We start from the raw sequence: 21,728 nt of genomic DNA, 5'->3' as shown, positions 1-21,728 counted from the left end.
GTCGCGACCCTTTGTCGTCTTTAAACGCCTTTTTTCTTTCAATGCCTCTCGCGGCGTCGCTCGTAAACCGTATAGCGCGTCGCGTGGCTGTCCTTTTCGCCGGCTGGTATCTCCTGCGAAGTGACTTCGCGCCAGCGTTTCGAATCGATCGGTGGGAAATGCGCGTCGCCGTCGACAGCGGCCAGCACATGGGTGACGTGCAGCCGGTCAGCCAGCGGCAGCGCCTGCGCATAGATTTCGCCGCCGCCGATGACGCAGACCTCGTTCACCCCGCTCATGCAGCGCCCACGCACATCAGCCAGCTGGATCGCGTTCTCAAGCGTATGCGCCACCTCCACGCCGTCGGCGCGCCAGGTCTTGTCACGGGTGACAACGATGTTCAGCCTGCCCGGCAGCGGCCGGCCGATGCCTTCATAGGTCTTGCGTCCCATGATGATAGGCTTGCCCATCGTGTCTGCCTTGAAGCGCTTGAGATCGGTGGAAAGCCGCCAGGGCAGCCCCCCGTCCCGCCCGATGACGCCGTTCTCGGCGATGGCGACATAGATTGCCACGTGCATCAGTTGCCGTTCCCATTGTCGGATGGATCGAGGATAAGGATGTCGATGTCGCGCTCTGGATAGAAGTCCTCAGCCGTCATCTCGAAACTCGTCGGCCCGACCTTCCTGACATTGTCGCCGCAGAACGAGACCAGGGCTTTGGGATTGCCCTTGTCGACGGTCAGCTTGAACTTGCCGATGCTGCCGGCCGCCCAGTTGCCGCCGGTGGTCAGGATGTAGGCGATGCGGCTCTCGTAATATTTTGGATAGCCGTCGGGGTCGTTCTTGGCAGCCTTGCGCACTGCGCTCTCGAACGTGTCGTCCATGCAGTAGCGGGACTTGTAGGCGGCGTACTGTCCCTGGAACTTGCCGTCGTAGAAGAAGCTGACCGACGAGGTGCCGCCGACGCTCGGTTTGTAGCGGTGGGAAACGTGGACGTCCTTGTTGGCCGGAAAGGTCGAGCGCCACCAATAGGTCGAGCGCAATTGCCAGAACGGTGCATAATTGGGTTTCGCGCCAGGGCTGTCATCGACAGTGTCCTCGATGATGATGCCGCGGGTGACCCAGTCGTCCGCCACCGTTTGCGGCAGCTTCGCGAGCGCCGCCTTTGCCGCTTCGCCGAATGGGTTGAAAGGCACGTTCTGCGCCTTCAGGTCGGCACCGATGTCGATGCCGAGCGCGAGCGCCTTCTGCTCGAGCTCAGGCTTTGCCGCCACGCCGTCGATCGTCACCTCGAAGCCAAGGAAATTGTCGCTCTGGTTTTCGGGGATCGCCGGCATCTCCTCGGGATCGCCGGAGATGTCGGGCATTGGGAAGGCGACGATCGCGTCGACGTCCTTATCGGTGTTGTTGTGGAAGACGTAATCCACGGTCACCTTTTCCGGCGAGATGAAGAGGTCCTCGCTCTGCATCGCCACGGCATCGCTGCGCGACAGCACCAGGCCGCCGGTGCCGAGTTCGGCAACGGAATCATTGGCGAACGCGGGTGCGGCCGACAAGGCCAGCACCGCCGTCAGAACATATCGCAACATGAAAGCCCCTCGGCGAGAATGTCGCGATGACCCTAGCGGTTTCAACGTGGCGTTTCAAAGCCCTTCCGCATCCGCGCCACGCCAGTCTGGACTAAAGGGTTGCGATCGGGCAGGAGTTCGCTTCATGCGCAAGCTTCTCGTCATCGGCATCGGCGCCGGCAATCCCGACCATATGACCGTGCAGGCCATAGACGGCCTCAATCGGGCCGACGTGCTGTTCATCCCCGACAAGGGTGCGAAGAAGAACGATCTTGCCGAACTGCGCCGTCACATCTGCGACCGCTTCGTCACCAACCCGAATTCACGCCGCGTGGAATTCGACGTGCCCGTGCGGGCCGAACCGGCGCCTTCCTATCGCTCGACTGTCGATGACTGGCACGAGGCAATCGCCGCCATCTATGAAGACCTGATCCGCGAAGAGATCGCCGAGGATGGTTGCGGCGCCTTCCTGATCTGGGGCGACCCCTCGCTCTACGACAGCGCGCTGCGCATCCTGGAGCGCGTACGCCTCAGGGGCAACGTCGCCTTCGAACTGGAGGTTATTCCCGGCATCACCGCCATCCAGGCGCTCGCCGCCAGCCACGCGACAGCGCTGAACCGCATCGGCGATTCCATCCTGATCACCACCGGCCGCCGGTTGACGGAAGAAGGTATGCCGCAAAATGCCGGCAGCGCCGTCGTCATGCTTGACGGCAAATGCGCCTTCAACACGCTCGCCGACCAGGATCTTTTCATCCAATGGGGCGCCTATCTCGGCACGCCGGACGAAATCATCGTCTCCGGCCGCCTTCGCGACGTCGGCGCCGAAATCGAGAAAATCCGCGAGCAGGCCCGCAGAGAAAAGGGCTGGATCATGGATACGTACGTGCTGAGGAAGGTAGGGGAGTAGGGCAGTAAGGCAGTAAGTGAACGAGACATCAGGAGCCGGAACACAAGAAAGCACACGAAAAATTCGACGCGCCCGAGTTGGTCTGCCCTACTGCCCTACTGCCCTACTCCTCCTCAATCTCCGCCTGCAACGCCTCCATATGCGTCGCGGCCGCCGAAGCCGCCGCGCGTTCGATGGCGCGGAAACGGCTGACCACGGCCAGGCCCACCGCCGTCAATTGTGCGCCGCCGCCCTTGCGGCCGCCGGTCTGCGCGGCCACCAGCGGCTTGCCGAACACCCGGTTCATGTCCTCGACCAGGTCCCACGCATGCTTGTAGGACATCTCCATGCCGCGCGCGGCGGCCGAGATCGAACCGAAGGCGGCGATCTGCTCCAGCAATTCGATCTTGCCCGGCCCGATGCGCCCGTCGGGGTCGAGATTTATCCGCAAGCTCAGCGACGGCATTTTCTTCCTCCGCGATCACGCCTGCCATGTTAGAGCGTCTTTGGCGGCATCGCTATTCCAAATAGATATAGCGCAAAGACCCACTCGCCGTCTCAGCCATCCGCCTCCGCGGGGAGCCCGCCCCCGGTGTTTGCCTGGTCGAAACTCACCGTCTTGATCACGGCGAAGACCTGTCCGCCGAGCCGCAGCTTCAGAACCTGCCGCGACTGTTCGGTGACCCGTGCCAGCACGGTCGCGCCGTTGCAGTCGATACCGATCTCGACCGTCGGCCCCTCGCCCGGTCTGATCGCGACGATCGTGCCGGCCAGGATGTTGAGCGCGCTGAGACCCGACGGCTGTTCGGTGGCGATCATGACGTCGCGCGCGCGGATGCGTATGCGCACCGGTGCGCCCACCGTCGCCGCCAGCTTGGGCACGCGTATCTCGCCGGAGTTCGAGCCAAGCACCGTCATGCCGAAAACCTCGTCATGCTGCAGTACGCTGGTGTCCAGCACCGCGCCGCCCTCGCCGCGCTCCTCCGCCGGCAGAAGGTCCAGCCTTTGCATGACAGCCGTGGTCGGGCCGCTGGCGGCAAGCTTGCCTCGCGCCAGCATCACCACGTCGCTCGCCAACCGCGCCACCTCGGCGATCGAATGGCTGACATAGACGATCGGGATCTTCGTCTCGTCGCGCAGGCGCTCGACATAGGGCAGGATTTCGGCCTTGCGCGCCTCGTCGAGCGAGGCCAGCGGCTCGTCCATCAGCAACAGCCGGGGGCTGGCGAGCAGCGCCCGGCCGATCGCGACGCGCTGCCTCTCGCCGCCCGAGAGCTTTGCCGGCCGCCGCGCCAGCAGCGGCTCGATGCCGAGCAATTCGACGACGGCGTCGATCTCGGCATAACGCTCCGCCGCCGGCGTGAACCAGCGGCCATAGCGCAAATTGCTCGCCACGCTCATATGCGGAAACAGACGCGCGTCCTGGAACACCATGCCGATCCGGCGCCTGTGCTTCGGCACGAAAATGCCCTTGGCCGTGTCGACCAGCACACGGCCATCGACCTCGATGCGTCCCTGGTCGGGCCGGATCAGCCCGGCAATCATATTGATCAGCGTCGTCTTGCCCGAGCCGGAGGGCCCGAACAGCGCCGTCAGCCGCCCGGCGCTCTCGAAGCGGATGTCGAGGGGGAAATCGCCGAGCCGATGGCGGATGTCGACAAGGACGCTCATTCGATGTCCATCCGCCGGCCGACGCGCCGCGCCAACACTTCCGAGGCCACCAGGGCGGCCATCGAGATGACGATCGAGATCAGCGTCAGCCGAAGCGCTCCGGCATCGCCGCCCGGCACCTGGGTGAACGTGTAGATCGCCGACGGCAGCGTCTGCGTCTCGTTGGGGATGTTGGAGACGAAGGTGATCGTCGCTCCGAACTCGCCCATCGCCTTGGCGAAGGAGAGGATGGCGCCGGCGATCAGCCCAGGCAGGATCAGCGGCAAGGTGATGGTGCCGAACACCCATGGCGGGCTGGCGCCGAGCGTTCCGGCCGCCGCCTCCATCTTGCGGTCGACGGCCTCGATCGACAATCGGATCGCCCGCACCATCAGCGGAAAACCCATGACGCCGCAGGCAAGAGCCGCACCCGTCCAGCGAAAGGAAAAGACGATGCCGAAATGCTCGGCCAGGAATGCGCCGGCCGGCCCGCGCTTGCCGAAGGTCAGAAGCAGGAGATAGCCGGTCACCACGGGCGGCAGGATCAGCGGCAGATGCACCAGCCCGTTGAGCAGCGTCTTGCCCCAGAATCGGCCGCGCGCCAGGAGCAGCGCTATCGCTATGCCCGGCGGCAGGCTGGCGATCATCGCCACTGTCGCCACCTTGATGGACAGCCGGACCGCATTCCATTCGTCGGGAGTGAGGTCCAGCAGCCAGTTCATGCGCAGGTGGCTCTCCTAGTTGACGGGCGCAAGGACCGTGAAACCCTGCTCCTTGAATAGATCCGATGCCTTTGCCGTCCGCAGGCACTTCAGGAAGGCAGGCGTGTCCTTGTCCTTCGAATCAGCCGTCTGGGCAACCGGATAGATGATCGGCGGATGTGAATCCTCGGGGAAAACACCAACCACCTTGACGCCCTTTTCGGCATGCGCGTCCGTGGCATAGACGATGCCGAGAGCCGCTTCGCCCATCGAGACCAGCTTGAGTGCCGCACGCACATTCTCGGCCTGCGCCACCTTGCCCTCGACCGAGGACCAGACGCCGAGCGATTCAAGCGCGGCCTTGCCGTATTTGCCAGCCGGCACAGCCTTGAGGTCGCCCATGGCGAGCTTGCCGTCGCCGACCAGTCTGGCCAGATCAAAACCCTTTTCGATCTTGGCTTCAACGCCCGAATCCTTCGGCGCCACCAGCACGATCTGGTTGCCGAGCAGCTTCACTTCGGTATCGGGCTTGGTCAGCTTCCTGTCGGAAAGATACTTCATCCAGTCGAGATCGGCCGAGATGAAGACGTCCGCCGGCGCGCCGCTTTCGATCTGCTTGGCGAGCGCCGAACTCGCCGCGTAGGAGATGGTCGCCGCTTCGCCGACATCAGCCGCGCAGGCCTTGTTGACCGCGTCGAGCGCGTCCTTGAGGCTGGCGGCCGCAAACACCACGACCTCGTCTTGCGCGCGCGCCGCCGGCACTGCTGCCGTCCACGCCGCCGCGAAGCCACCAATGGCGACCGCCGCCACTGCAAAACCGTTGCGCGTCATGAAGCTCTCCCTGAGTTGGCATCCGGCCTGCTCGAAGCCTGCCATCCGATATATCCGGATGAATATAACAAGGAAAGGTTTTTCGCACAGCGTCGCCATTGAATGCGCGGCGTCCTCGCGACCTGCGATAGACCAGCACGGATACAGCGAAAGGCAGACGAAGACGTCACAAGAAAATCGGCGCCCGTTGCCCTCGACGGAACCAACGCTGAAATCCTCTAAAGCGCGTCCTTCCCCCAAAACCGCGGTCACTTTTGGGCGACATTGCTGTCGCCGCCGTGATCTATTGGGAGAGGCGAGACAATGTCTAAATGCAGATAAGTGTGTGCCGAAACGAGCCTTCCGGCGTCTTCACCATCCGCACTTTGCAGACATACCGCGTCTCGCTTGATATGGCGCTTGCGGGAAGGTCATTCCCCTCTGCGTCAGCGGGCTTGCAAGTCGCGCGGGGACAGTTTGGCAGCTTCGCAGCTGGATCGTCGCAGAACGGCTTCATGCTGTTGTTGATGCATTCACACCCGCACTCGGCAAATGCGTGGGCATTGAAAGCGAAGACAAAGACGAGCGCAAATACCGCTGCTGACAGTCGCATGGACGCCTCCCCGGAAATCTCCTGGCCTGAGGGTAAGGTCGACCGATCTTGTCGAAAAGATATCAAAACGACGTACCGGCGAGGCACCACCATCGCCACGGCCTCGAGACATCAAGGTCGGCAAGGTTGCGCCAGCGGTTCAGACCGCGATCGGCGCCTTGATCGTCGCGTCGGCGACATAGTTTTCCAGCCGGAAATCCTCGAAGCGGAAGGCGAAGAGATCCTTCACTTCAGGGTTGATCCACATGGTCGGCAGCGTTCTTGGCGTGCGCCGAAGTTGCTCGCGCGCCTGCTCGAAATGGTTCGAATAAAGATGCGCGTCACCGAGCGTATGGACGAAATCACCGGGCTTCAGGCCGGTCACCTGCGCCACCATCAGCGTCAGCAGGGCGTAGGAGGCGATGTTGAACGGCACGCCGAGGAAGATGTCGCCGGAACGCTGGTAAAGCTGACAGGAAAGCCGGCCTTCCGAGACGTAGAACTGGAACAGGCAATGGCATGGTGGCAACGCCATCGCCTCTACCTCGGCCGGATTCCAGGCCGAAACGATCAGCCGCCGCGATTGAGGATTGCGGCGTATCTCTTTCACAAGATTGTCTATCTGATCGATCGACCCGCCATGGCCGTCCGGCCAGGAACGCCACTGCTTGCCATAGACAGGACCAAGGTCGCCATTCTCGTCAGCCCATTCGTCCCAGATGGAAACGCCATGGTCGGCCAGATATTTGATATTGGTTTCGCCGGCCAGGAACCACAGAAGCTCATGAATGATCGATTTCAGATGCAGCTTCTTGGTGGTGGTGACGGGAAAGCCGCGCGCCAGGTCGAAGCGCATCTGGTAGCCGAACACGGAGCGCGTGCCCGTGCCCGTGCGGTCGCCGCGGTCGGCGCCATGATCCAGCACGTGCTGCAGAAGGTCGAGATACTGGCGCATCGGTTCGGCTCGATTCGATTGTGCGAGCATTATAGCTGCTAGACAGGCGGCCGAACACATCAAAACGGCGCAGGCGACGCTTGCCTCATCACTGTTTCGGCGTCTGCGCCGACATCCAAGCAAACTGGCCGCAGCCTCGGTGTCCGTCTTGCAACGCCGGCAATTGGCGAAACCATCGGTGACAGCATTCCTCTCCCCGTCTCTATACGGGGAGAAGATGGCGGCAGCCAGATGAGGGGCAGCACAAGCCGTGCCCGTTACAAACCAGCGGCGCGCCTCAGCAACCGCGCGAGCACGGAATTCTCAGAGCGAACCGAGCTTTCCCAGGTCCTTGGCAACGAGGTAGTAAAAAGTCACTCGATTCTTGGTGTTGTCTGCGGCCATCGCCTTGCAGGTCTTCTCGATCGCAGCATCTGCCTTCGCCGCATCGGCGACGCCGAGCTTCTTGCCGACCCAGTTTTCCCGGACGCGCTCGAGTTCTTTGGGATCGGTGCAGGACACCAGCGAGGAATCGCGGTTCCTGAGCGCGATGCCCAGATGCTTGACGATCTTCTCGACAGTTTCGGCACTCGCCGCGGCGTCGTATTTCTTCACGTCTGCAAGATAGTCGGCCATCAAAATTCCCCTCGTCGGCGCCACGGATCCGGTCGATGAGGGCTGTGGCGCGCTCCGCAACTCGTGCGCTCGGTCGATAACTCCTCACCGCGGCAAAGCTTCGGTTGAGACCGTTCCCAAGTCAACCCTGCCGCGTTGCATTTTGACACAGGGACAAAGCACCATTGCGGTCTTTCATTTCTGGCGACGGACCCCTATATTCGCTTCGTCGGCTTGACCGACTATGGCGATAAACTGGCGATGAAATAAGCCGTTCGGACCCGGGGGCGGTACCCGGCGCCTCCACCAAAAACCGCTCTGGAAGACGGAGCGGCTTTTGCTGGGGGCGAAATAGGATCGACGAAGGTGTAAAGATCGTACTTTTGCCCGGCATTGTACCACCGTCATCGGGCTAAACTTATAGTTGCCAACGACAACTATGCGGAAGCGCGTCTCGCTGCTTAATGCAGTGCGATAGCTTCAAATCAAGCCCTAGGGGTTCGCACTTCTAGGCGGGGTTCGGAGGTACCTGGCAACAGAAACCTCCACTTCTCCCCCTTTTTCATCTGCATCACGCGCAACGGCAGGCTCGCGCCGGCCAGACTTCGTTCGGCCCATGGGAGGCGACGCAGTGGAGCCGCGTGCCTCCTTCGTCATGGGTAAAAATGCAAAACAATTCCGACCGATTCTTCGTGCTGACCGGCGGTCCGGGCTCTGGCAAGACCGCCCTGATCGAAGCCTTGCGCCGTGCAGGGTTCGCCACCTCGGTCGAGGCCGGACGCGGCATCATTCGCGACCAGTCCGCCATTGGCGGTCCCGCCTTGCCGTGGAGCGATCGCGCGTTGTTTGCCGAATTGATGCTGTCCTGGGAGATGCGCTCCTACCAAGCTGCGATCGAACAGGAACGACCGGTCTTCTTCGATCGTGGCGTGCCCGACACGCTGGGCTATCTCCGCCTCTGCGGCCTGCCGGTTCCCGATCACGTCGGCATCGCAGCGAAGCGTTGCCGCTACAACCCTCGTGTCTTCGTTGCCCCGCCCTGGCCCGAAATCTTCACGCAGGATGAAGAGCGCAAGCAAACGCTCGACGAAGCCGAGCGTACCTGTCACGCGCTGGTCGGCGTCTATGCCGAACTCGGTTATGAACTGGTACGGCTGCCCCTGGCGCCTGTCGAGACACGGCTGCGCTTCATGCTGGACGAAACGGGATTGGCATGAAAAAGGCCGGGATCGGCCCGACCTCTTTCAATTTCCCAGCCTCTTTCAATTTATTGGCGATCGCCTACTCCGCCGGCGCTTCGACAGCCTCGCGCGAACGGCCGAGCGTGATCTTGGCCAGGGTGAAGGAGATCACCGCGCAGAGCGTGATGCCGGCGACCATCGGCAACGGCGTGCCGTCGAAAAAGATGCCCGCGACACCCATGGCGAGCGCACCGATGGCGAAGTGCAGCGTGCCCATCAGCGCCGAAGCCGTGCCCGCGATCTCGCCATGCTCCTCCATGGCCAATACCGAGGTGGTCGGAATGACCAGGCCGAGAAAGCCATAGCCGACGAACAGCAGCGCCGCCATCACATCCAGCCGGTCCACACCGGAAGCCATGACAGCGAACAGTGCCACCATCGTCGTGGCGTAGCCGGTCACCGCCACCCACACCACCCGCTTGAGCCCGAAACGCTCGGAAAGCAGGCCGGTGAGCTGCGACATGCCGATGAAGGCGACGGCATTGATCGAGAAGAACACGCTATAGACCGAAGGCGACAGGCCGTAATGGTCGATCAGGATGAAGGACGAGCTCGACAGATAGACGAAGAAGCTCGCAATGCCGAAGCCCGCGATCGCCACCAGGCCGAGGAAATTGCGGTCCCCCATCAGGAAACGGTAGCCTGAAAGGGCGGTGCCAAAGGAAGAACCGGCGCGTTCTTCAGCCGGCCGCGTCTCCTTGAGCGAGGTCGCGAGCAGGATGGTTGCCAGCACCGCTGCGGCCGTGACGGTCCAGAACACGGCGCGCCAGCCGAAACTCTCGATGATCTGGCTGCCGGTCAGCGGCGCCAGGATCGGCGATACCGAGAACACCAGCATCAGCAACGACATCAGCTTGGCGGCTTCGTTGCCAGTGTGCAGGTCGCGCACGATCGCGCGCGGAATGGCCATGCCGGCGCTGGCGCCAAGGCCCTGCAGGAAACGGAAGGCGATCAGCCATTCGATGGTCGGCGCCAATGCCGAACCGACGCCGCCGACCATGAACAGCGCAAGACCGCCATAGAGCGGCAGCTTGCGTCCGACCATATCGGAGATCGGCCCGACGACGATCTGGCCGAAGCCCATCGACAGGAAGAAGATCAAAAGGCTCATCTGCACGGCTGCGGTGCCGGCGTTGAGATCCGCGCCGATCGAGGGCAATGCGGGCAGATACATATCGATGGCGAAGGGCCCGATGGCGGACAACAGGCCGAGCACGACCGCGATGCGGAGGAATTTGGGACTCATGATGTTGGCTTCTTTCGAATCTGGTTGCCGCCGCAAGGCGACGTCTGACCCCAGGACGTTCGATCCCGTGGGATTCCGACTCTCCGAGAGCGAATTGTTCGCCTGTCCAGAGATGAACCCCTTATAGCGTGTCCACAAATTTAGACAGTCTTGTCTAAATCGTCAATCACCTCTATATAGATTTTCATGAGACCGGGTGTTTCTCCTGACAGTTTCCCGCCACGCAGCCACGAGGCCAAGCGCATCTCGGTGGTCGACGCAGCCGCTTCCGTGTTCTGCCGCGAGGGCTTTGCCGGCGCCAATATCGACCTGATCGCCGCCGAGGCGGGTGTCTCGCGCCAGACCGTCTACAACCACCATGGCGACAAGGAAAAGCTCTTCATCGCCGTAGTCCGCGATCTCACCGAGCGCTGCAATGCCGGCATCTTCGCCACCATCGCCACGTTCCCGGACCAGCCGAGGGATCTGGAAGCGGATCTGATCGGCTTTGCCGTGCGCCTGAACCAGAACTGCATCTGCAACCGCGACGGAAAATTCCTGCGCAAGCTGATCCAGACCGAAGGCGAGCGCTACCCCGAACTGTTCGCCGAATGGCGCGAACAGGGTCCTGGCAGGACATGGCCGGCAATCGCCGCCCGCTTCGCCCGCCTTGCCTATGGCGGTTACCTCGCGATCGACGACCCCGACGTCGCGGCGCGGCAGTTCCTCGGCCTCGTCAATGCTGAATTGCAGACGACCTTCATGCTCGGCGGCACCCCGGCCGAGGACGAGGTCGTGCAATCGGCGACAAATGGCGTGCGCACCTTCCTGCGCGCTTTCGGCAAGCGCCCCTCCCCGACCGGCGTCAAGAAACACGCCGCGCTTGCCAACGCGTGACATTTGCGGGTGACGCAAGCCGGCTTCCGCGATCAAATCTCGGCAATCGTCCTCGCTTCCTCGCGGCGGCGGTCTATATGCGGTTTACGCCGCGCTCAAGCTTGATTACAGCTATGCGGACGATTCAACGGAACCCGACCGCCACATGGCCGACGACCACATCCGCTATGACATTCTGGCCCAGGAGGCGTTGCGCGGCGTCATGCGCAAGGTCCTGGCCGAGGTCGCGCGCACCGGCCTCCCCGGCAACCATCATTTCTTCATCACCTTCCTGACCGGCGCGCCGGGCGTGCGTGTGTCTTCGCGGCTGCGCGAGCGCTATCCGGAGCAGATGACCATCGTCATCCAGTTCCAGTATTGGGACCTGAAGGTCACCGAGACCGGTTTCGAGGTCGGGCTCTCCTTCTCGGACGTGCCGGAAAAACTCGAAATCCCGTTCTCGGCGGTGCGCGGCTTCTACGATCCGTCGGTTAACTTCGAACTCGAATTCGACGTCAAGACCGAAGGCCAGTCAGATGACGAGCCAGCTTCCCAGCCGGCGTCCGAACCGCTCGCCATCGTCTCCGAGAAAAAGCCGAAGGCGGAGAAGAAGGCCGCCGAACCCGAGAAGAAGGCGGCCGATGCCGATGCCGCCAAGGGCGCCGAAGTCGTCTCGCTCGACGCCTTCCGCAAGAAATAAGCCTTCGGGTCGCGCGTCATGGCCGACATCGTCAATCTGCGCCAGGCTCGCAAGCAGAAGGCAAGGCTGGAGAAGGAACGCACTGCCAGCCAGAACCGCGCCCTGTACGGCCGCTCCGGGGCAGAGAAGGAACGCGACCGCCTGGTTGCCGAAAAGGCCGAGTTCTTCGTCGCGGGCCATCGGCGTCAACCGTCGCCCGATCCGGACCCCAAATGAGCTCCAGGTGAGCCCGGTCGAAAAACGCTCGGTGACGATCCGTGGCCACCGCACCAGCTATTCGCTCGAAAAGCCGTTTTTTGACGACCTTGTCGCCATCGCCGCCGCGCGCAATCTGACCCTTGCCGCGCTGGTCGCGGAAGTCGACGAAAACCGGCCGCGTGACACCAATCTGTCCTCGGCGCTCCGGATCCATGTACTGGCCTGGGCGAAGCGCGGCCGCGCCTGACGCCTGGCTCCGTCAGGCAGTGCCTTCCTGTTTCCCGCGGCGGGTGCCGAACCCCAGGAGGGCCGTGCGATCGCGCTCTTCCGCCTGCTTCCTGGATCTGACGCGCATCAGGTCCTTCCAGCCGACGTAACCGACCAGCGTTCCGTCGTCGCGTGCCACGACCGGCAGATGCGACACGTTGGCCGTCAGGAGCTTGTCCGACAGGCCTTCCAGATATTCATCGGGATAGGCAAGCGTCACCTTGCTGCCGGCCAGCAAGTCGCCGAGCGTCGTCGTCCGGTGCTTGCCGGCACGCCGCCAGCGCAGAATCGCCGGTGGATCGATGAGGCCGAGCACCTGCCTGTTGCCGTCAATGACCGGGAAGCTCGGATGACGCGTCTCCGGCGCAGTCAGGAATGCCGCTGCGCCATGCAGCGTCATCGTCGCCGGCACGCTCTGGACCTGCGTGGTCATCACTTCGTGCACCCTGGTCAGCGCGAACGGATCGACCCGGTATTCGCGCACCAGATGATGCCCTCGCCTGGCGATCTTCTCGGTCAGGATGGAACGTTTCATCAAAAGCACCGTCACCGCATGGGCGGCGGCGCAGGCCGCGATCAGCGGCACCAGCACATGCGTGTTGCCGGTCAATTCGACCGCGAAGAAGGTCGCCGTCAGCGGCGCGCGCATCGTGCCGCCCATGGTCGCCGCCATCGCCAGCAGCGCCCAGAAGCCGGGATCGGCCGCCGGCAGGAAGCCGGCGAGCACCGCGCCCATCGCGCCGCCCATGATCAGCAGTGGCGCCAGCACGCCGCCCGACGTTCCCGAGCCCAGCGCCACCGACCAGATGACCACTTTCACCACCAACAACAGGAGTGCTGCCGTCGCAATCGTGCGGCCGTCCAGCATGTTGGATATGTTGTCGTAGCCGACGCCGAGCGCCTGCGGCTCGATCAGGCCGCCAATGCCGACGACGAGGCCGCCGAGCATCGGCCACCACATCCAGTGGATCGGCAGTTTCTGGAAACCGTCCTCGCAGGCATAGACCATCTGCGTCAGCAAGGCAGACAGGAGGCCGGCCGCAATACCGATCAGGACCCAACCGCCAAGACCGGCAAAGGAAATCGCCATGCCGCCCTGAAACGGAAAGATCGGTCCCGGCATGTGCAGCATGGTGCGCTCGACCTCCGCCACGATGGCAGCCACCGCCACCGGAATGAAGCTGCGCGGCGTCCACTCGAACAGAAGCAGTTCCACCGCCAGCATGATGGCGGCGATCGGCGTTCCGAACACGGTGGTCATGCCCGCGGCGGCGCCCGCCACCAGCAGCGTCTTGCGCTCATTGTCGCTGACCGGCAGCATCTGCGCGATCAGCGAGCCGATGGCGCCGCCGGTCATGATGATTGGGCCCTCGGCGCCGAACGGTCCACCGGAGCCGATCGAGATCGCCGACGACAGCGGCTTCAGCACCGCGACCTTGGCGTCCAGCCGCGAGCGCCCGAGCAGGATCGCTTCGATCGCTTCTGGAATGCCGTGGCCACGGATCTTCTCGCTGCCGTAGCGCGCCATCAGGCCGATGATGAGTGCGCCGATCACCGGCACGGCGACGGCGGCATATCCAAGCGGCGTGTCCTCCAGTTTCAGATCGGCGAGCGTGAATTGACCGAAATAGGCGACGTTGGTGGCGAGCCGGATCAATTTCAGCAGGATGATGCCGGCAAACAGCCCGGCCGTCGCCACCACCACCGCGATGCCCGCGATCAGCAACACCCTGGCGTCGGTGGTGAAATCGCGCAGATGTCCGGGACTGCCCTGTTCGGTCTTCATTGCCTGCCTGCTTTCCGTGGCGTGTCGCTGTTGGAGGATCGGCAAACCGTCAAAACGGCTTTGCCGGCGGCTATGTATCGTAATACGATATAAATATTCAAGCGGGCCTGGCCCGAAATCGTTTGAGCTTTGGCCGGAATGACAACACATGTCTGATATGTCGCATCCGAAAGAACCCCGCCCCGCCATCAGCCAGGCCGACTACCAGCGGCTGTCGGAGTTCCGCTATCTGATCCGCCGCTTCCTGGAATTCAGCCAGCTACAGGCCGAAGACGCCGGTCTGACGCCGCGCCAACATCAGGCACTGCTCGCCATAAAGGGTTTTCCCGGCGGAGGCCCGGTAGCTATCGGCGACCTCGCCGAACGCTTGCGCATCCGCCATCATAGCGCCGTCGAACTGGTCAACCGCCTGTGCGAGGCCGGGCTGATCGTCAGAGATCAGGACAAGGAGGACCAGCGCAAGGTGCTGCTGCAACTGACCGAGCGGGCCGATGCCTGCCTCGCCGACTTGTCGGCCGTGCATCTCGACGAGCTTTCGCGCATCGAACCCATGCTGAGGAGCGTGCTCGCCCGAAAGGACCGCGACACGCTCTAGAGACAAGTTTCGCAACCTAGCTGAATGGAGGCTATGCCATGTACAACATCTGGTTTTCCAAGGCAGTCCCGGTTTCCACAGGCGTTACTGGCGACGTTCGAAATCTGTCCAATGCCGAACAAGCTCTCGACCTTCTCACCAATCACTGGCGCGATGCGGGAAGCATCAAGCATAAGGCTGCGCTGCGGGCGTGCCGGCAGGCCATGAACGGCGGCGTATCGGCCGATACCGCCAGGGATGCTTTTGTCGAAGCCGCGAGGGAAGCGCGCATTCTGGTCGAATAACTGCCGCGCATGGCCTGGGCGTTGTTGGCCCAACCACAGGCCCGACATACCGTCCTCGATCGACGGTGAGCGCACGATGAGATCGCGACAGCCGTCAGCAACGCGCCGTCGTCCATTCAACTTTTGCGAAGCCCGGCTACCATCGGGAAGATGGGACATAAGGGGCCGCATAAAAAAATTCCGGAAACCCCGAATCCTTTGGCTCCGCCGCTTCGTCTCGGACATGAGCGACCTGCAAGGTGCAGGGCCGGCAAAGGAACAGACAAGATGAAACACCATTTGATACGTTACAGGACCAAACCGGAGCTGGTCGACGAGAACGAGCGGCTGGTCAAGGCCGTGTTCCAGGAATTGCGGGATAAATCGCCCGAAGGGTTTCGCTACATGACATGGCGGTCCGGCGACGGTACCTTCTTCCATCTGGTCGAGGCGGCAACCGAGGAGCAGGCCGGCACCCTTCCGGGGCTAGCGGCATTCGCGACTTTTCAGAACGGCATCAGGGATCGCTGCATCGAGCCTCCGCATCGCGAGGCGATGACGGTGGTGGGCAGTTACCGGATGCTGGACCACTAGAGCAGTTCACCGTTTCATGGAAACAGCGAACCGCCCTAACTCTTTGTTTTGACGCAATTCTGGACAGAAAACCGCACACACTTTTCTTGGAATTGCTCTAGGCGCGGTCAAGCGATGTGGAGAACGGCGGGCGTATGAACATCCTCATTCCTGGCGGGCACCGCGCGCTCATCGAACGCCTGCTTGGGGAGTTGCGCCCAAAGCTGCACCGCTATTGCGCGCGCATGACGGGTTCCGTCTTCGACGGCGAGGACGTGTTGCAGGAAGCGCTGGCCAAGGCGTTCGAGGCTTTGCCGAACGCCGGCCAGATCGCAAATCCGGAGGGCTGGCTGTTCCGCATCGCGCACAACACGGCACTCGATTTTCTGCGCCGGCGAGCCCGCGAAAAGGCCTTTTCCGATGAGGATCCGGACATGATCGTCGACCCGGCCAACGCCACCTTCGACCGTCAGGCCGCTGCCGCCGGCCTGCACACCTTCATGCGCCTGCCCGTCGCGCAGCGCAGCAGCGTCATCATGATGGACGTTCTGGGTTATTCGCTGCAAGAGATCAGCGCCGCGCTGGACACCAGCGTCCCGGCCGTCAAGGCGGCGCTGCATCGTGGCCGCGGCCGCTTGCGCCAGCTCGCCGCCGAGCCCGAGGATCGGCCGGTTCCCAGGCTGGGCGTCTCCGAACGCCTGTTGCTCGAAGCCTATATCGATCGCTTCAACGCCCGTGATTTCGACGCCGTGCGCGACATGCTCGCCGATGAAGTTCGCCTGGAGCTGGTGGCCAGGACGCGGTTTACCGGACCCAAGGAAGTGGCTACCTATTTCCACAACTATTCCCGCCTCCGCGATTGGCGTTTCGTGCCGGGATTCGTCGAGGACAGGCCGGTGGTCCTCGTTCACGACGGCAACGACCCGGCTGCGCGATCAGCCTATTTCATCCTGCTGGTCTGGCAGGAGGGCAAGCTTGCCGCCATCCGCGATTTTCGTCACGCCCGCTACGTCGCCGACAGCGCCGAACTGCTCGTTCTTTGAACGATCGAGGGAAATCCCCTGCCTACTGCCCTACTGCCCTACTGCCCTACTGCCCTACTGCAAAGACTTCAGCAAATTGTCGATCGTAGACGGATTGAACTGCGGTTTGGCCGGAGGCGGATTGTCGTTGGCCACCGGCGGCGGCGCCCGTTCCGGGTTCGGCGCCTGCTCGGCGCCCTTGCGCTCTGCTTCCAGCCTTGCCTTCTCCTGCGAGGCGGTCCGCATCGCCTCCTCGGCCTTTGCCTTGGCATCCGCCTCGGCTTTGGCCTTTGCCTCGGCATCCGCTTTGGCCCTGGCCTCTGCTTCGGCCCGCGCCTGAGCTTCCGCCTCGGCTTTCGCCTTGGCGTCGGCCTCGGCCTTCAGCCGCGCCGCCTCCTCCTGCTGTCGCAGCTCCTCGGCCGCCTTGTCGCGCTGGTCCTGCAACGCAGCGTAATAGCGCACCTCGCGCCGCAGCCGCTGCTTCTCCAGCAACGCGGCCTGCATCGCCTCGACCCGCTGCTGCTCCTTCTCGAGCGCGCGCTGGGTCAGGAACTGCGCCAGCGGTTCGCTGTCGAACTGCCGTTTGACGGCGCCGAACGGCCCCTCGACGCTGAAATTCATCGCCGGTTCGGAACCGACGAGCGCTTCGTCGCCGGGCCGGTAGGTGACCGCGCCCTTGGCGGAGACCGTATCGGCATTGAGGTCCGCCGTGATGTCGGCGGACAAGGTCGCCGAAGGATTTTCGAGGCTGATCGGCGGCGCTCGCAGCGTGCCACCTGCAATGGTGAAGGCGATGTCGGTATCCTTTGCCGCGAAACTGCCATCTGCCGCGATAGCGGGCGCGAAGCCGGCGGTCTTGGCTGCATCGATATCGCGGCCGATCGCGTCCGCCTTGGCGAGGAAGGTGCTGAACGCATTGGGATTGACGCCGGCGACCGTGACGCCCTTCAGCGCCGCCGTGCCCGAACCCGACAGAGTGGCGATCATCGCGTCGACCGATTTGCCGCTTGTCGAAAACGCCGCGGAGACATCCCCCTTGCCGCCGATGCCGGCATCCGGCAGCACGGCTGGCAGATCGGCGTCCGCGAGCTTCATCTGGCCGGTGAAAAGCCCAGTGCCGTCATTGTTTTTCAATTCGAACAGGCCGGTCAGCGCACCGCCAAGGAATTTCGCCTTGAGATCGGACACGCGGATGCCTTCCTGGTCGAGCTTCAGCGACAAGGCCGCGTCATAGGCGGTCGCGAATGGCCCTGCGGCAAGGGAAGCCGTGGTCAAGTCGAGATCGGCCGTGAATGGAAGGCTGGATTTCTGGCTGAACGGGGCCGACGGCCACACACCGCCTTTATTGTCTCCGCTCTTGTCCGTGAACGCGGAATCGCCGAACAGCGCCACCGCCATCGGGTCGAGATCAAGTTCGTCGAGCGCCAGCGAGCCGGCCAGATGCGGCACGCCATCCTTGCCGTCAATCCCCTCCTTGACGTCGATGTTCACGTCACCCGACACCGCAGCTTCGTTGATGGCGGCGTTGAGGCCGGAGAGCACCAGTAGGCCGTTGCCGTAATCGGCCTGCGCGGTGAGCGACGTCGACGTGCCTGTCCCCATGCCCGGCAGGCCTATGCCCGATGTCATCAGCCAGGGCTCGATGTCGGCCGCATCGAGGCTGACCTTGCCCTTCGCGACCGGACCTTGGGGCGTGTCGGCTACGGTGCCGTCGAAACCGGCGTTGAAGTCGTTGCCGGCAAGGCTGAAGCTCGTCGCAAGGCCGCCGCCCAGCGTGCCCTTGGCCTGGATGTCGGTGCTTGCCTCGCCGAGCATGCCGAGCGGCAGTGCCGGCAAGCCGTAAAGTGCCAGCAGCGCTGTGGCGTCGGGGTTCCTGGCATTGAAGGTCAGCGCCACAGGCGCTTCAAGAAGCTTGTCGACCGCTCCCTTCCCCGACAGCGAGGCGGAAAAGGACGATCCGCCGGCCTTGCCTTGCCCGCTCACAGCAAGCCCTGTTGTGCCGTCGCCATTGTCGGCAGCACTCACCACAAGATCGACGCGCGAGTCCTGGAACAGGTCGGGATAAGCAGCGGCGCGGCTTGCCAGTCCCTTGAGCACGGCATTGTCGGCATAGTGCTGCGCCGCCACGTCTATCAGCGGCTTCAGGTCGACGGCGACCACGGAGGCGTCAAGCTTGCCGGTCGGGCTCGCTGGGAAATCCTTGATCCGGCCTGTGGCGCTGATCGACGCGCCAGCCAGCCCGCCCACCGACAGCCGGTCGATCTCAAGCAGCCCGTCGCGCAGCCTGAGCGCGGTGTCGACCGTGTCGGCGGACAAGCCTCCGGCACTGACCGGTCCCGCCTTGATCTGGAAATCGAGGTCGCGGTCGGCAAATCGGTTGGCGCCCTTGTCACTGATGAAGATCGAAGCGAAGGCCGCCAGCCCGTCGACATCGAGATCGCCGCCTTCCAGCCGCATCAGCACCGAGGGCCTGGCGTCGTCGGGCTGGCTGGAATCGATGCGGCCGGAAAACATCGCCTTGCCCAGGACCAGTTCGAGATCGCTGAAGGCCTGGCGCTTTTCGGAGAGATCGACTTTAGCCCGGAAGCCGGCGGCGGGCAGACGCCGGATCGCCTCGTCGACGTCCTTGGACAACCAGGCAGCGAAGCCGGAAGGCTGCGCCACGGCCAGCAGCAGCGAACCGGTGAAGCCGAAATGGTTCTCGACGCTGAGCAGGCCGTCGGCCTCCAGCGTGGCGCGGCCGGGCAGTGTCGCGGCGAGCGATTTCACCGACCAGCCGCCATCGACCGGCTCGGCGGAAAGATGAACGTCGCGAACCGTGGTGTCACCGGCCACCACGGCCGGCAACCTGACCTCGACCGTTCCGGGAATGGTCGGCTTAGGCAGGTCGAGCAAGGCCTGTTCCAGTCCGGCAATGCGCTGATCCAGTGTCAGGCCGGCGCCTGCCGCCGCACCCACGGCCTCGTCGAACTGCACCTGCGCGCCATTGGCCTCGATGGCGAAGCTCGGCTTCTGGCCGAGATCGATCGAGGCCTTGCCGTCGGCGGTATAGGGATTGTCGAGGGGTCCGGTCTCGAAGCGGAATTCATCGATGCCGAGCTTCTGGTGATCGAGCGCGAACTTGCCGTTAACCCGAAAGCCGGGATCGGACTTGCCGGTGCCGACCTTCACCGTCTCGCCATCGGTGCCCCGCAACTGGGCTGAGTTCTTATCGGCGCCGGAAATCTTGAACTGTCCGGAGTAGATGGCGGCGCCGTTGACGATGCCGGCATTGCCGTCGGTTTCGATGACCAGCGGATAGGCGTCGGGATCGGCCTTGAGCCGAAAACGCATCTGGCCGTTGGCTTCGGCCTTGCCGGTCGTGGCGGCAACCGTCGTGCGCAGGCCGTCGAACCTCAACGTGCCATCCATGCGCCACGGGCCCGCCAGCGATTTGGCCGAAATGGTCGAATTGATCTCGGACATGGTGTGGCTGCGTCCGCCGGCGGCATGACGCAACTCGATCTGCCCTTCCGTCACCGTCAGCTTCTCGATCGAGATCTGGTTGAGGTTGAAGGGCGAGGACGGCCGCATCGCCCAGTCGACGGTACCATTGGCGGCGATGTCGATCGTCGCTTTCGGCCGCACCAGCCGCATGTCGAAAATCAGCACCTCGCCACGCAGGAACGGCGCCAGTTCCGCATCCATCGAAAACGTCTCGACGGTCATCGCCGGCTGGCCGGCGGGGCCGCCGGCAACGGCGACATTGGAGAAGGTTACCGACGGAAACGGCAACAAGCGCGCCGTGGCGTCGCCCTGCACGGTCACCTTGCGGCCGAGAATGGCGCTCGCTTCGCGCTCGAACTGCGCCCGATAGCCGGACCAGTCGACAAAATACGGCCCCACCAGCGCCGCGCACAGCACCAGCACGAACAGGCCACCAAAGATCACGAACAGGCGTGCGAGCATCAGTTCCGAACGGTTTGGTTGAAATCAGCCGCACTCTACCTGCATCCGCGTGTCGATAAAGAGGCAATTCGATCGTCGTCGGCGACAACCATGGACGGCGTTCGATGTTGCGCGGTCGCTCTTGATCGCGATACCTTGCTTTGGGCGTCCTCGCCCTGTTCCGGTCGCGGCGTTTTCCGATCCGGGATCGTCTGAAACAATCCTGGAAAAGCGGAGAATTGGGGATGTCGGGGAAGAACTGGGACCGTGTGCCGATCGATGCGCAGAGCGTCGATGCGCCGCTTTCGCAATCAGCGATTTTCCTTGTCGTCACCATAGCCGATGAACAGGCGGTTCTCGGAAAGGTTTGTTCCGTACTCGGCGACCTTGACGACCTGGTCAAGACTGTCGGGTTCCGCGACCTCGGCGGCCGCCTGTCCTGCATCGCCGGCATCGGCCACGATCTATGGAACCGGCTCAACCCCGGCCGGCGGCCGGCGGAGTTGAAGCGGTTCGCGCCGATCAAGGGTGCGGTTCACGCCGCGCCCACGACGCCGGGCGACCTTCTCTTCCATATCCGCTCCGAGCGGCCCGACATGTGCTTCGAGTTCGAGCGTATCCTGCTGGACAGGCTTGGTCCCGGCGTGACCGTCGTCGACGAAGTCTCGGGCTTCCGTTATTTCGATGCCCGCGACCTGCTCGGTTTCGTCGACGGCACAGCCAACCCCACCGGCCTCGATCTGCCCGCCTCGGCGCTCGTTGGCGACGAAGATCCCGATTTTGCCGGCGGCAGCTATGTCGTCGTTCAAAAATACCTGCACGATCTCCAGGCGTGGGCGCGAATCCCCACGCCCGTGCAGGAGGCGATCATCGGCCGAACCAAGATCGACAACATCGAAATCGATGATGACGAAGCGCCGCGCAAATCGCACAAGTCGCTCGCCACCATCGAGGATGCCGACGGCACCGAACATGACATATTGCGCGACAACATGCCGTTCGGCCGGCCGGGGCAACGGGAATTCGGCACCTACTTCATCGGCTATTCGAGATATCTCTGGGTGATCGAGAAGATGCTGCAGCGCATGTATGTCGGCGATCCGCCCGGCGCCTACGACCGGCTGCTTGATTTCTCCACCCCTCACACCGGCACGACATTCTTCGCACCGACACGGCCGATGCTGCAGGTGCTTGCCGAAGCAGCGCCAGAGAAGTTGGCCACTCGGTAAACGACGCACACAGCAAAGCGGCCTACCGACCACGTGCCGGCGGAGAAGCGTTTGTCGTGCTTCGGCGTGCTGCGGAGATCAGCACGCGA

General features: G+C 63.2%; 22 protein-coding genes and 1 other RNA gene. 12 read left to right on the top strand and 11 right to left on the bottom strand.

Annotated features, from left to right (window positions below; translation table 11 throughout):
• Positions 1-38: 38 nt before the first annotated feature.
• Together FJ959_RS16780 and FJ959_RS16775 are read right to left on the bottom strand one after the other, a co-directional pair.
• Positions 39-557, bottom strand: coding sequence for a dihydrofolate reductase (locus FJ959_RS16780; RefSeq protein ID WP_140630965.1), 519 nt, complete (start codon positions 555-557; stop codon positions 39-41).
• Positions 557-1,567, bottom strand: coding sequence for a DUF4424 domain-containing protein (locus tag FJ959_RS16775; protein WP_140630962.1), 1,011 nt, complete (start codon positions 1,565-1,567; stop codon positions 557-559). The genes FJ959_RS16780 and FJ959_RS16775 overlap by 1 nt, the downstream gene beginning before the upstream one ends.
• Before the next feature lie 124 nt (positions 1,568-1,691).
• Here FJ959_RS16775 and cobF point away from each other — a divergent pair, with 124 nt between their 5' ends.
• The gene (gene cobF / locus FJ959_RS16770) at positions 1,692-2,456 is read left to right on the top strand and encodes a precorrin-6A synthase (deacetylating) (RefSeq protein ID WP_140559549.1); all 765 of its coding nucleotides are present in this window, start codon (positions 1,692-1,694) and stop codon (positions 2,454-2,456) included.
• Positions 2,457-2,559: 103 nt separating this feature from the next.
• Here cobF and FJ959_RS16765 read toward each other — a convergent pair whose 3' ends face one another.
• From FJ959_RS16765 to FJ959_RS16740, 6 genes are all read right to left on the bottom strand, one after another.
• Positions 2,560-2,901, bottom strand: coding sequence for a winged helix-turn-helix domain-containing protein (locus FJ959_RS16765; protein WP_140559548.1), 342 nt, complete (start codon positions 2,899-2,901; stop codon positions 2,560-2,562).
• 92 nt (positions 2,902-2,993) lie between these two features.
• Entirely contained in the window at positions 2,994-4,106 is a 1,113-nt protein-coding gene (modC, locus tag FJ959_RS16760; RefSeq protein ID WP_140630960.1) for a molybdenum ABC transporter ATP-binding protein, read from the bottom strand.
• Positions 4,103-4,807, bottom strand: coding sequence for a molybdate ABC transporter permease subunit (modB, locus tag FJ959_RS16755; protein WP_140495324.1), 705 nt, complete (start codon positions 4,805-4,807; stop codon positions 4,103-4,105). The genes modC and modB overlap by 4 nt, the downstream gene beginning before the upstream one ends.
• 15 nt (positions 4,808-4,822) lie before the next feature.
• On the bottom strand, positions 4,823-5,617 hold the full coding sequence (modA, locus tag FJ959_RS16750; RefSeq protein WP_140630957.1) for a molybdate ABC transporter substrate-binding protein: 795 nt from the start codon (positions 5,615-5,617) through the stop codon (positions 4,823-4,825).
• A gap of 731 nt (positions 5,618-6,348) precedes the next feature.
• A complete protein-coding gene (locus FJ959_RS16745) occupies positions 6,349-7,143 on the bottom strand; it encodes a thymidylate synthase (RefSeq protein ID WP_140631357.1) in 795 nt (264 codons plus the stop codon).
• A 303-nt stretch (positions 7,144-7,446) separates the two neighbouring features.
• Positions 7,447-7,758, bottom strand: a complete 312-nt coding sequence (locus FJ959_RS16740) for a DUF2853 family protein (protein ID WP_140554449.1) — start codon at positions 7,756-7,758, stop codon at positions 7,447-7,449.
• Positions 7,759-7,926: 168 nt separating this feature from the next.
• On the opposite strand from FJ959_RS16740, the gene ssrA reads away from it, so the two are divergent.
• Both ssrA and FJ959_RS16730 read left to right on the top strand, forming a co-directional pair.
• Positions 7,927-8,287, top strand: a transfer-messenger RNA (tmRNA) gene (gene ssrA / locus FJ959_RS16735).
• Positions 8,288-8,402: 115 nt separating this feature from the next.
• Entirely contained in the window at positions 8,403-8,954 is a 552-nt protein-coding gene (locus FJ959_RS16730; RefSeq protein WP_140630954.1) for an AAA family ATPase, read from the top strand.
• Positions 8,955-9,018: 64 nt separating this feature from the next.
• On the opposite strand, the gene FJ959_RS16725 is transcribed toward FJ959_RS16730, so the two are convergent.
• Positions 9,019-10,224, bottom strand: coding sequence for a multidrug effflux MFS transporter (locus FJ959_RS16725; RefSeq protein ID WP_140516527.1), 1,206 nt, complete (start codon positions 10,222-10,224; stop codon positions 9,019-9,021).
• A 186-nt stretch (positions 10,225-10,410) separates the two neighbouring features.
• On the opposite strand from FJ959_RS16725, the gene FJ959_RS16720 reads away from it, so the two are divergent.
• From FJ959_RS16720 to FJ959_RS16705, 4 genes are all read left to right on the top strand, one after another.
• The gene (locus FJ959_RS16720) at positions 10,411-11,100 is read left to right on the top strand and encodes a TetR/AcrR family transcriptional regulator (protein WP_140521179.1); all 690 of its coding nucleotides are present in this window, start codon (positions 10,411-10,413) and stop codon (positions 11,098-11,100) included.
• 145 nt (positions 11,101-11,245) lie between these two features.
• Complete coding sequence (locus tag FJ959_RS16715; RefSeq protein ID WP_140495312.1) at positions 11,246-11,779, top strand: SspB family protein; 534 nt, start codon at positions 11,246-11,248, stop codon at positions 11,777-11,779.
• Positions 11,780-11,797: 18 nt separating this feature from the next.
• A complete protein-coding gene (locus tag FJ959_RS16710) occupies positions 11,798-11,995 on the top strand; it encodes a DUF4169 family protein (RefSeq protein WP_140495310.1) in 198 nt (65 codons plus the stop codon).
• 7 nt (positions 11,996-12,002) lie between these two features.
• The gene (locus tag FJ959_RS16705; protein ID WP_140495308.1) at positions 12,003-12,224 is read left to right on the top strand and encodes a ribbon-helix-helix domain-containing protein; all 222 of its coding nucleotides are present in this window, start codon (positions 12,003-12,005) and stop codon (positions 12,222-12,224) included.
• Positions 12,225-12,236: 12 nt separating this feature from the next.
• Here FJ959_RS16705 and FJ959_RS16700 read toward each other — a convergent pair whose 3' ends face one another.
• On the bottom strand, positions 12,237-14,030 hold the full coding sequence (locus FJ959_RS16700; RefSeq protein ID WP_140630952.1) for a chloride channel protein: 1,794 nt from the start codon (positions 14,028-14,030) through the stop codon (positions 12,237-12,239).
• Positions 14,031-14,178: 148 nt separating this feature from the next.
• On the opposite strand from FJ959_RS16700, the gene FJ959_RS16695 reads away from it, so the two are divergent.
• From FJ959_RS16695 to FJ959_RS16680, 4 genes are all read left to right on the top strand, one after another.
• Positions 14,179-14,625 (top strand): MarR family winged helix-turn-helix transcriptional regulator, encoded by a 447-nt coding sequence (locus FJ959_RS16695; protein ID WP_140495304.1) that lies wholly within the window; start codon positions 14,179-14,181, stop codon positions 14,623-14,625.
• A gap of 38 nt (positions 14,626-14,663) precedes the next feature.
• Positions 14,664-14,909, top strand: coding sequence for a DUF982 domain-containing protein (locus FJ959_RS16690; protein WP_140495302.1), 246 nt, complete (start codon positions 14,664-14,666; stop codon positions 14,907-14,909).
• 267 nt (positions 14,910-15,176) lie between these two features.
• Positions 15,177-15,482: a hypothetical protein gene (locus FJ959_RS16685; RefSeq protein WP_140495300.1), complete on the top strand. Its 306-nt coding sequence runs from the start codon at positions 15,177-15,179 to the stop codon at positions 15,480-15,482.
• 134 nt (positions 15,483-15,616) lie between these two features.
• Positions 15,617-16,504, top strand: coding sequence for a sigma-70 family RNA polymerase sigma factor (locus tag FJ959_RS16680; protein WP_140630949.1), 888 nt, complete (start codon positions 15,617-15,619; stop codon positions 16,502-16,504).
• A 54-nt stretch (positions 16,505-16,558) separates the two neighbouring features.
• Here the strand turns inward: FJ959_RS16680 and FJ959_RS16675 are convergent, their stop codons facing one another.
• Complete coding sequence (locus tag FJ959_RS16675) at positions 16,559-20,431, bottom strand: AsmA family protein (RefSeq protein WP_140630946.1); 3,873 nt, start codon at positions 20,429-20,431, stop codon at positions 16,559-16,561.
• 224 nt (positions 20,432-20,655) lie between these two features.
• Here FJ959_RS16675 and FJ959_RS16670 point away from each other — a divergent pair, with 224 nt between their 5' ends.
• Positions 20,656-21,639, top strand: coding sequence for a Dyp-type peroxidase (locus FJ959_RS16670; protein ID WP_140516541.1), 984 nt, complete (start codon positions 20,656-20,658; stop codon positions 21,637-21,639).
• The last annotated feature ends 89 nt before the right edge of the window (positions 21,640-21,728 follow it).

This window comes from Mesorhizobium sp. B2-2-4 (assembly GCF_006442375.1).
Taxonomy (GTDB): Bacteria; Pseudomonadota; Alphaproteobacteria; order Rhizobiales; family Rhizobiaceae; genus Mesorhizobium.
This window is presented reverse-complemented; position numbering and strand designations above follow the sequence as displayed.

What these genes read in the sequence shown, in the direction of transcription:
- FJ959_RS16695 (WP_140495304.1), top strand. Translation starts at nt 14,179, where the DNA reads ATGTCTGATATGTCGCATCCGAAAGAACCCCGCCCCGCCATCAGCCAG.
- FJ959_RS16690 (WP_140495302.1), top strand. Translation starts at nt 14,664, where the DNA reads ATGTACAACATCTGGTTTTCCAAGGCAGTCCCGGTTTCCACAGGCGTT.
- FJ959_RS16775 (WP_140630962.1), bottom strand. Translation starts at nt 1,567, where the DNA reads ATGTTGCGATATGTTCTGACGGCGGTGCTGGCCTTGTCGGCCGCACCC.
- FJ959_RS16700 (WP_140630952.1), bottom strand. Translation starts at nt 14,030, where the DNA reads ATGAAGACCGAACAGGGCAGTCCCGGACATCTGCGCGATTTCACCACC.
- FJ959_RS16675 (WP_140630946.1), bottom strand. Translation starts at nt 20,431, where the DNA reads ATGCTCGCACGCCTGTTCGTGATCTTTGGTGGCCTGTTCGTGCTGGTG.
- FJ959_RS16725 (WP_140516527.1), bottom strand. Translation starts at nt 10,224, where the DNA reads ATGAGTCCCAAATTCCTCCGCATCGCGGTCGTGCTCGGCCTGTTGTCC.
- FJ959_RS16685 (WP_140495300.1), top strand. Translation starts at nt 15,177, where the DNA reads ATGAAACACCATTTGATACGTTACAGGACCAAACCGGAGCTGGTCGAC.
- FJ959_RS16765 (WP_140559548.1), bottom strand. Translation starts at nt 2,901, where the DNA reads ATGCCGTCGCTGAGCTTGCGGATAAATCTCGACCCCGACGGGCGCATC.
- FJ959_RS16710 (WP_140495310.1), top strand. Translation starts at nt 11,798, where the DNA reads ATGGCCGACATCGTCAATCTGCGCCAGGCTCGCAAGCAGAAGGCAAGG.
- FJ959_RS16740 (WP_140554449.1), bottom strand. Translation starts at nt 7,758, where the DNA reads ATGGCCGACTATCTTGCAGACGTGAAGAAATACGACGCCGCGGCGAGT.
- modB (WP_140495324.1), bottom strand. Translation starts at nt 4,807, where the DNA reads ATGAACTGGCTGCTGGACCTCACTCCCGACGAATGGAATGCGGTCCGG.
- modC (WP_140630960.1), bottom strand. Translation starts at nt 4,106, where the DNA reads ATGAGCGTCCTTGTCGACATCCGCCATCGGCTCGGCGATTTCCCCCTC.
- FJ959_RS16680 (WP_140630949.1), top strand. Translation starts at nt 15,617, where the DNA reads ATGAACATCCTCATTCCTGGCGGGCACCGCGCGCTCATCGAACGCCTG.
- FJ959_RS16780 (WP_140630965.1), bottom strand. Translation starts at nt 557, where the DNA reads ATGCACGTGGCAATCTATGTCGCCATCGCCGAGAACGGCGTCATCGGG.
- FJ959_RS16670 (WP_140516541.1), top strand. Translation starts at nt 20,656, where the DNA reads ATGTCGGGGAAGAACTGGGACCGTGTGCCGATCGATGCGCAGAGCGTC.
- FJ959_RS16730 (WP_140630954.1), top strand. Translation starts at nt 8,403, where the DNA reads ATGCAAAACAATTCCGACCGATTCTTCGTGCTGACCGGCGGTCCGGGC.
- cobF (WP_140559549.1), top strand. Translation starts at nt 1,692, where the DNA reads ATGCGCAAGCTTCTCGTCATCGGCATCGGCGCCGGCAATCCCGACCAT.
- FJ959_RS16720 (WP_140521179.1), top strand. Translation starts at nt 10,411, where the DNA reads ATGAGACCGGGTGTTTCTCCTGACAGTTTCCCGCCACGCAGCCACGAG.
- FJ959_RS16745 (WP_140631357.1), bottom strand. Translation starts at nt 7,143, where the DNA reads ATGCGCCAGTATCTCGACCTTCTGCAGCACGTGCTGGATCATGGCGCC.
- modA (WP_140630957.1), bottom strand. Translation starts at nt 5,617, where the DNA reads ATGACGCGCAACGGTTTTGCAGTGGCGGCGGTCGCCATTGGTGGCTTC.
- FJ959_RS16715 (WP_140495312.1), top strand. Translation starts at nt 11,246, where the DNA reads ATGGCCGACGACCACATCCGCTATGACATTCTGGCCCAGGAGGCGTTG.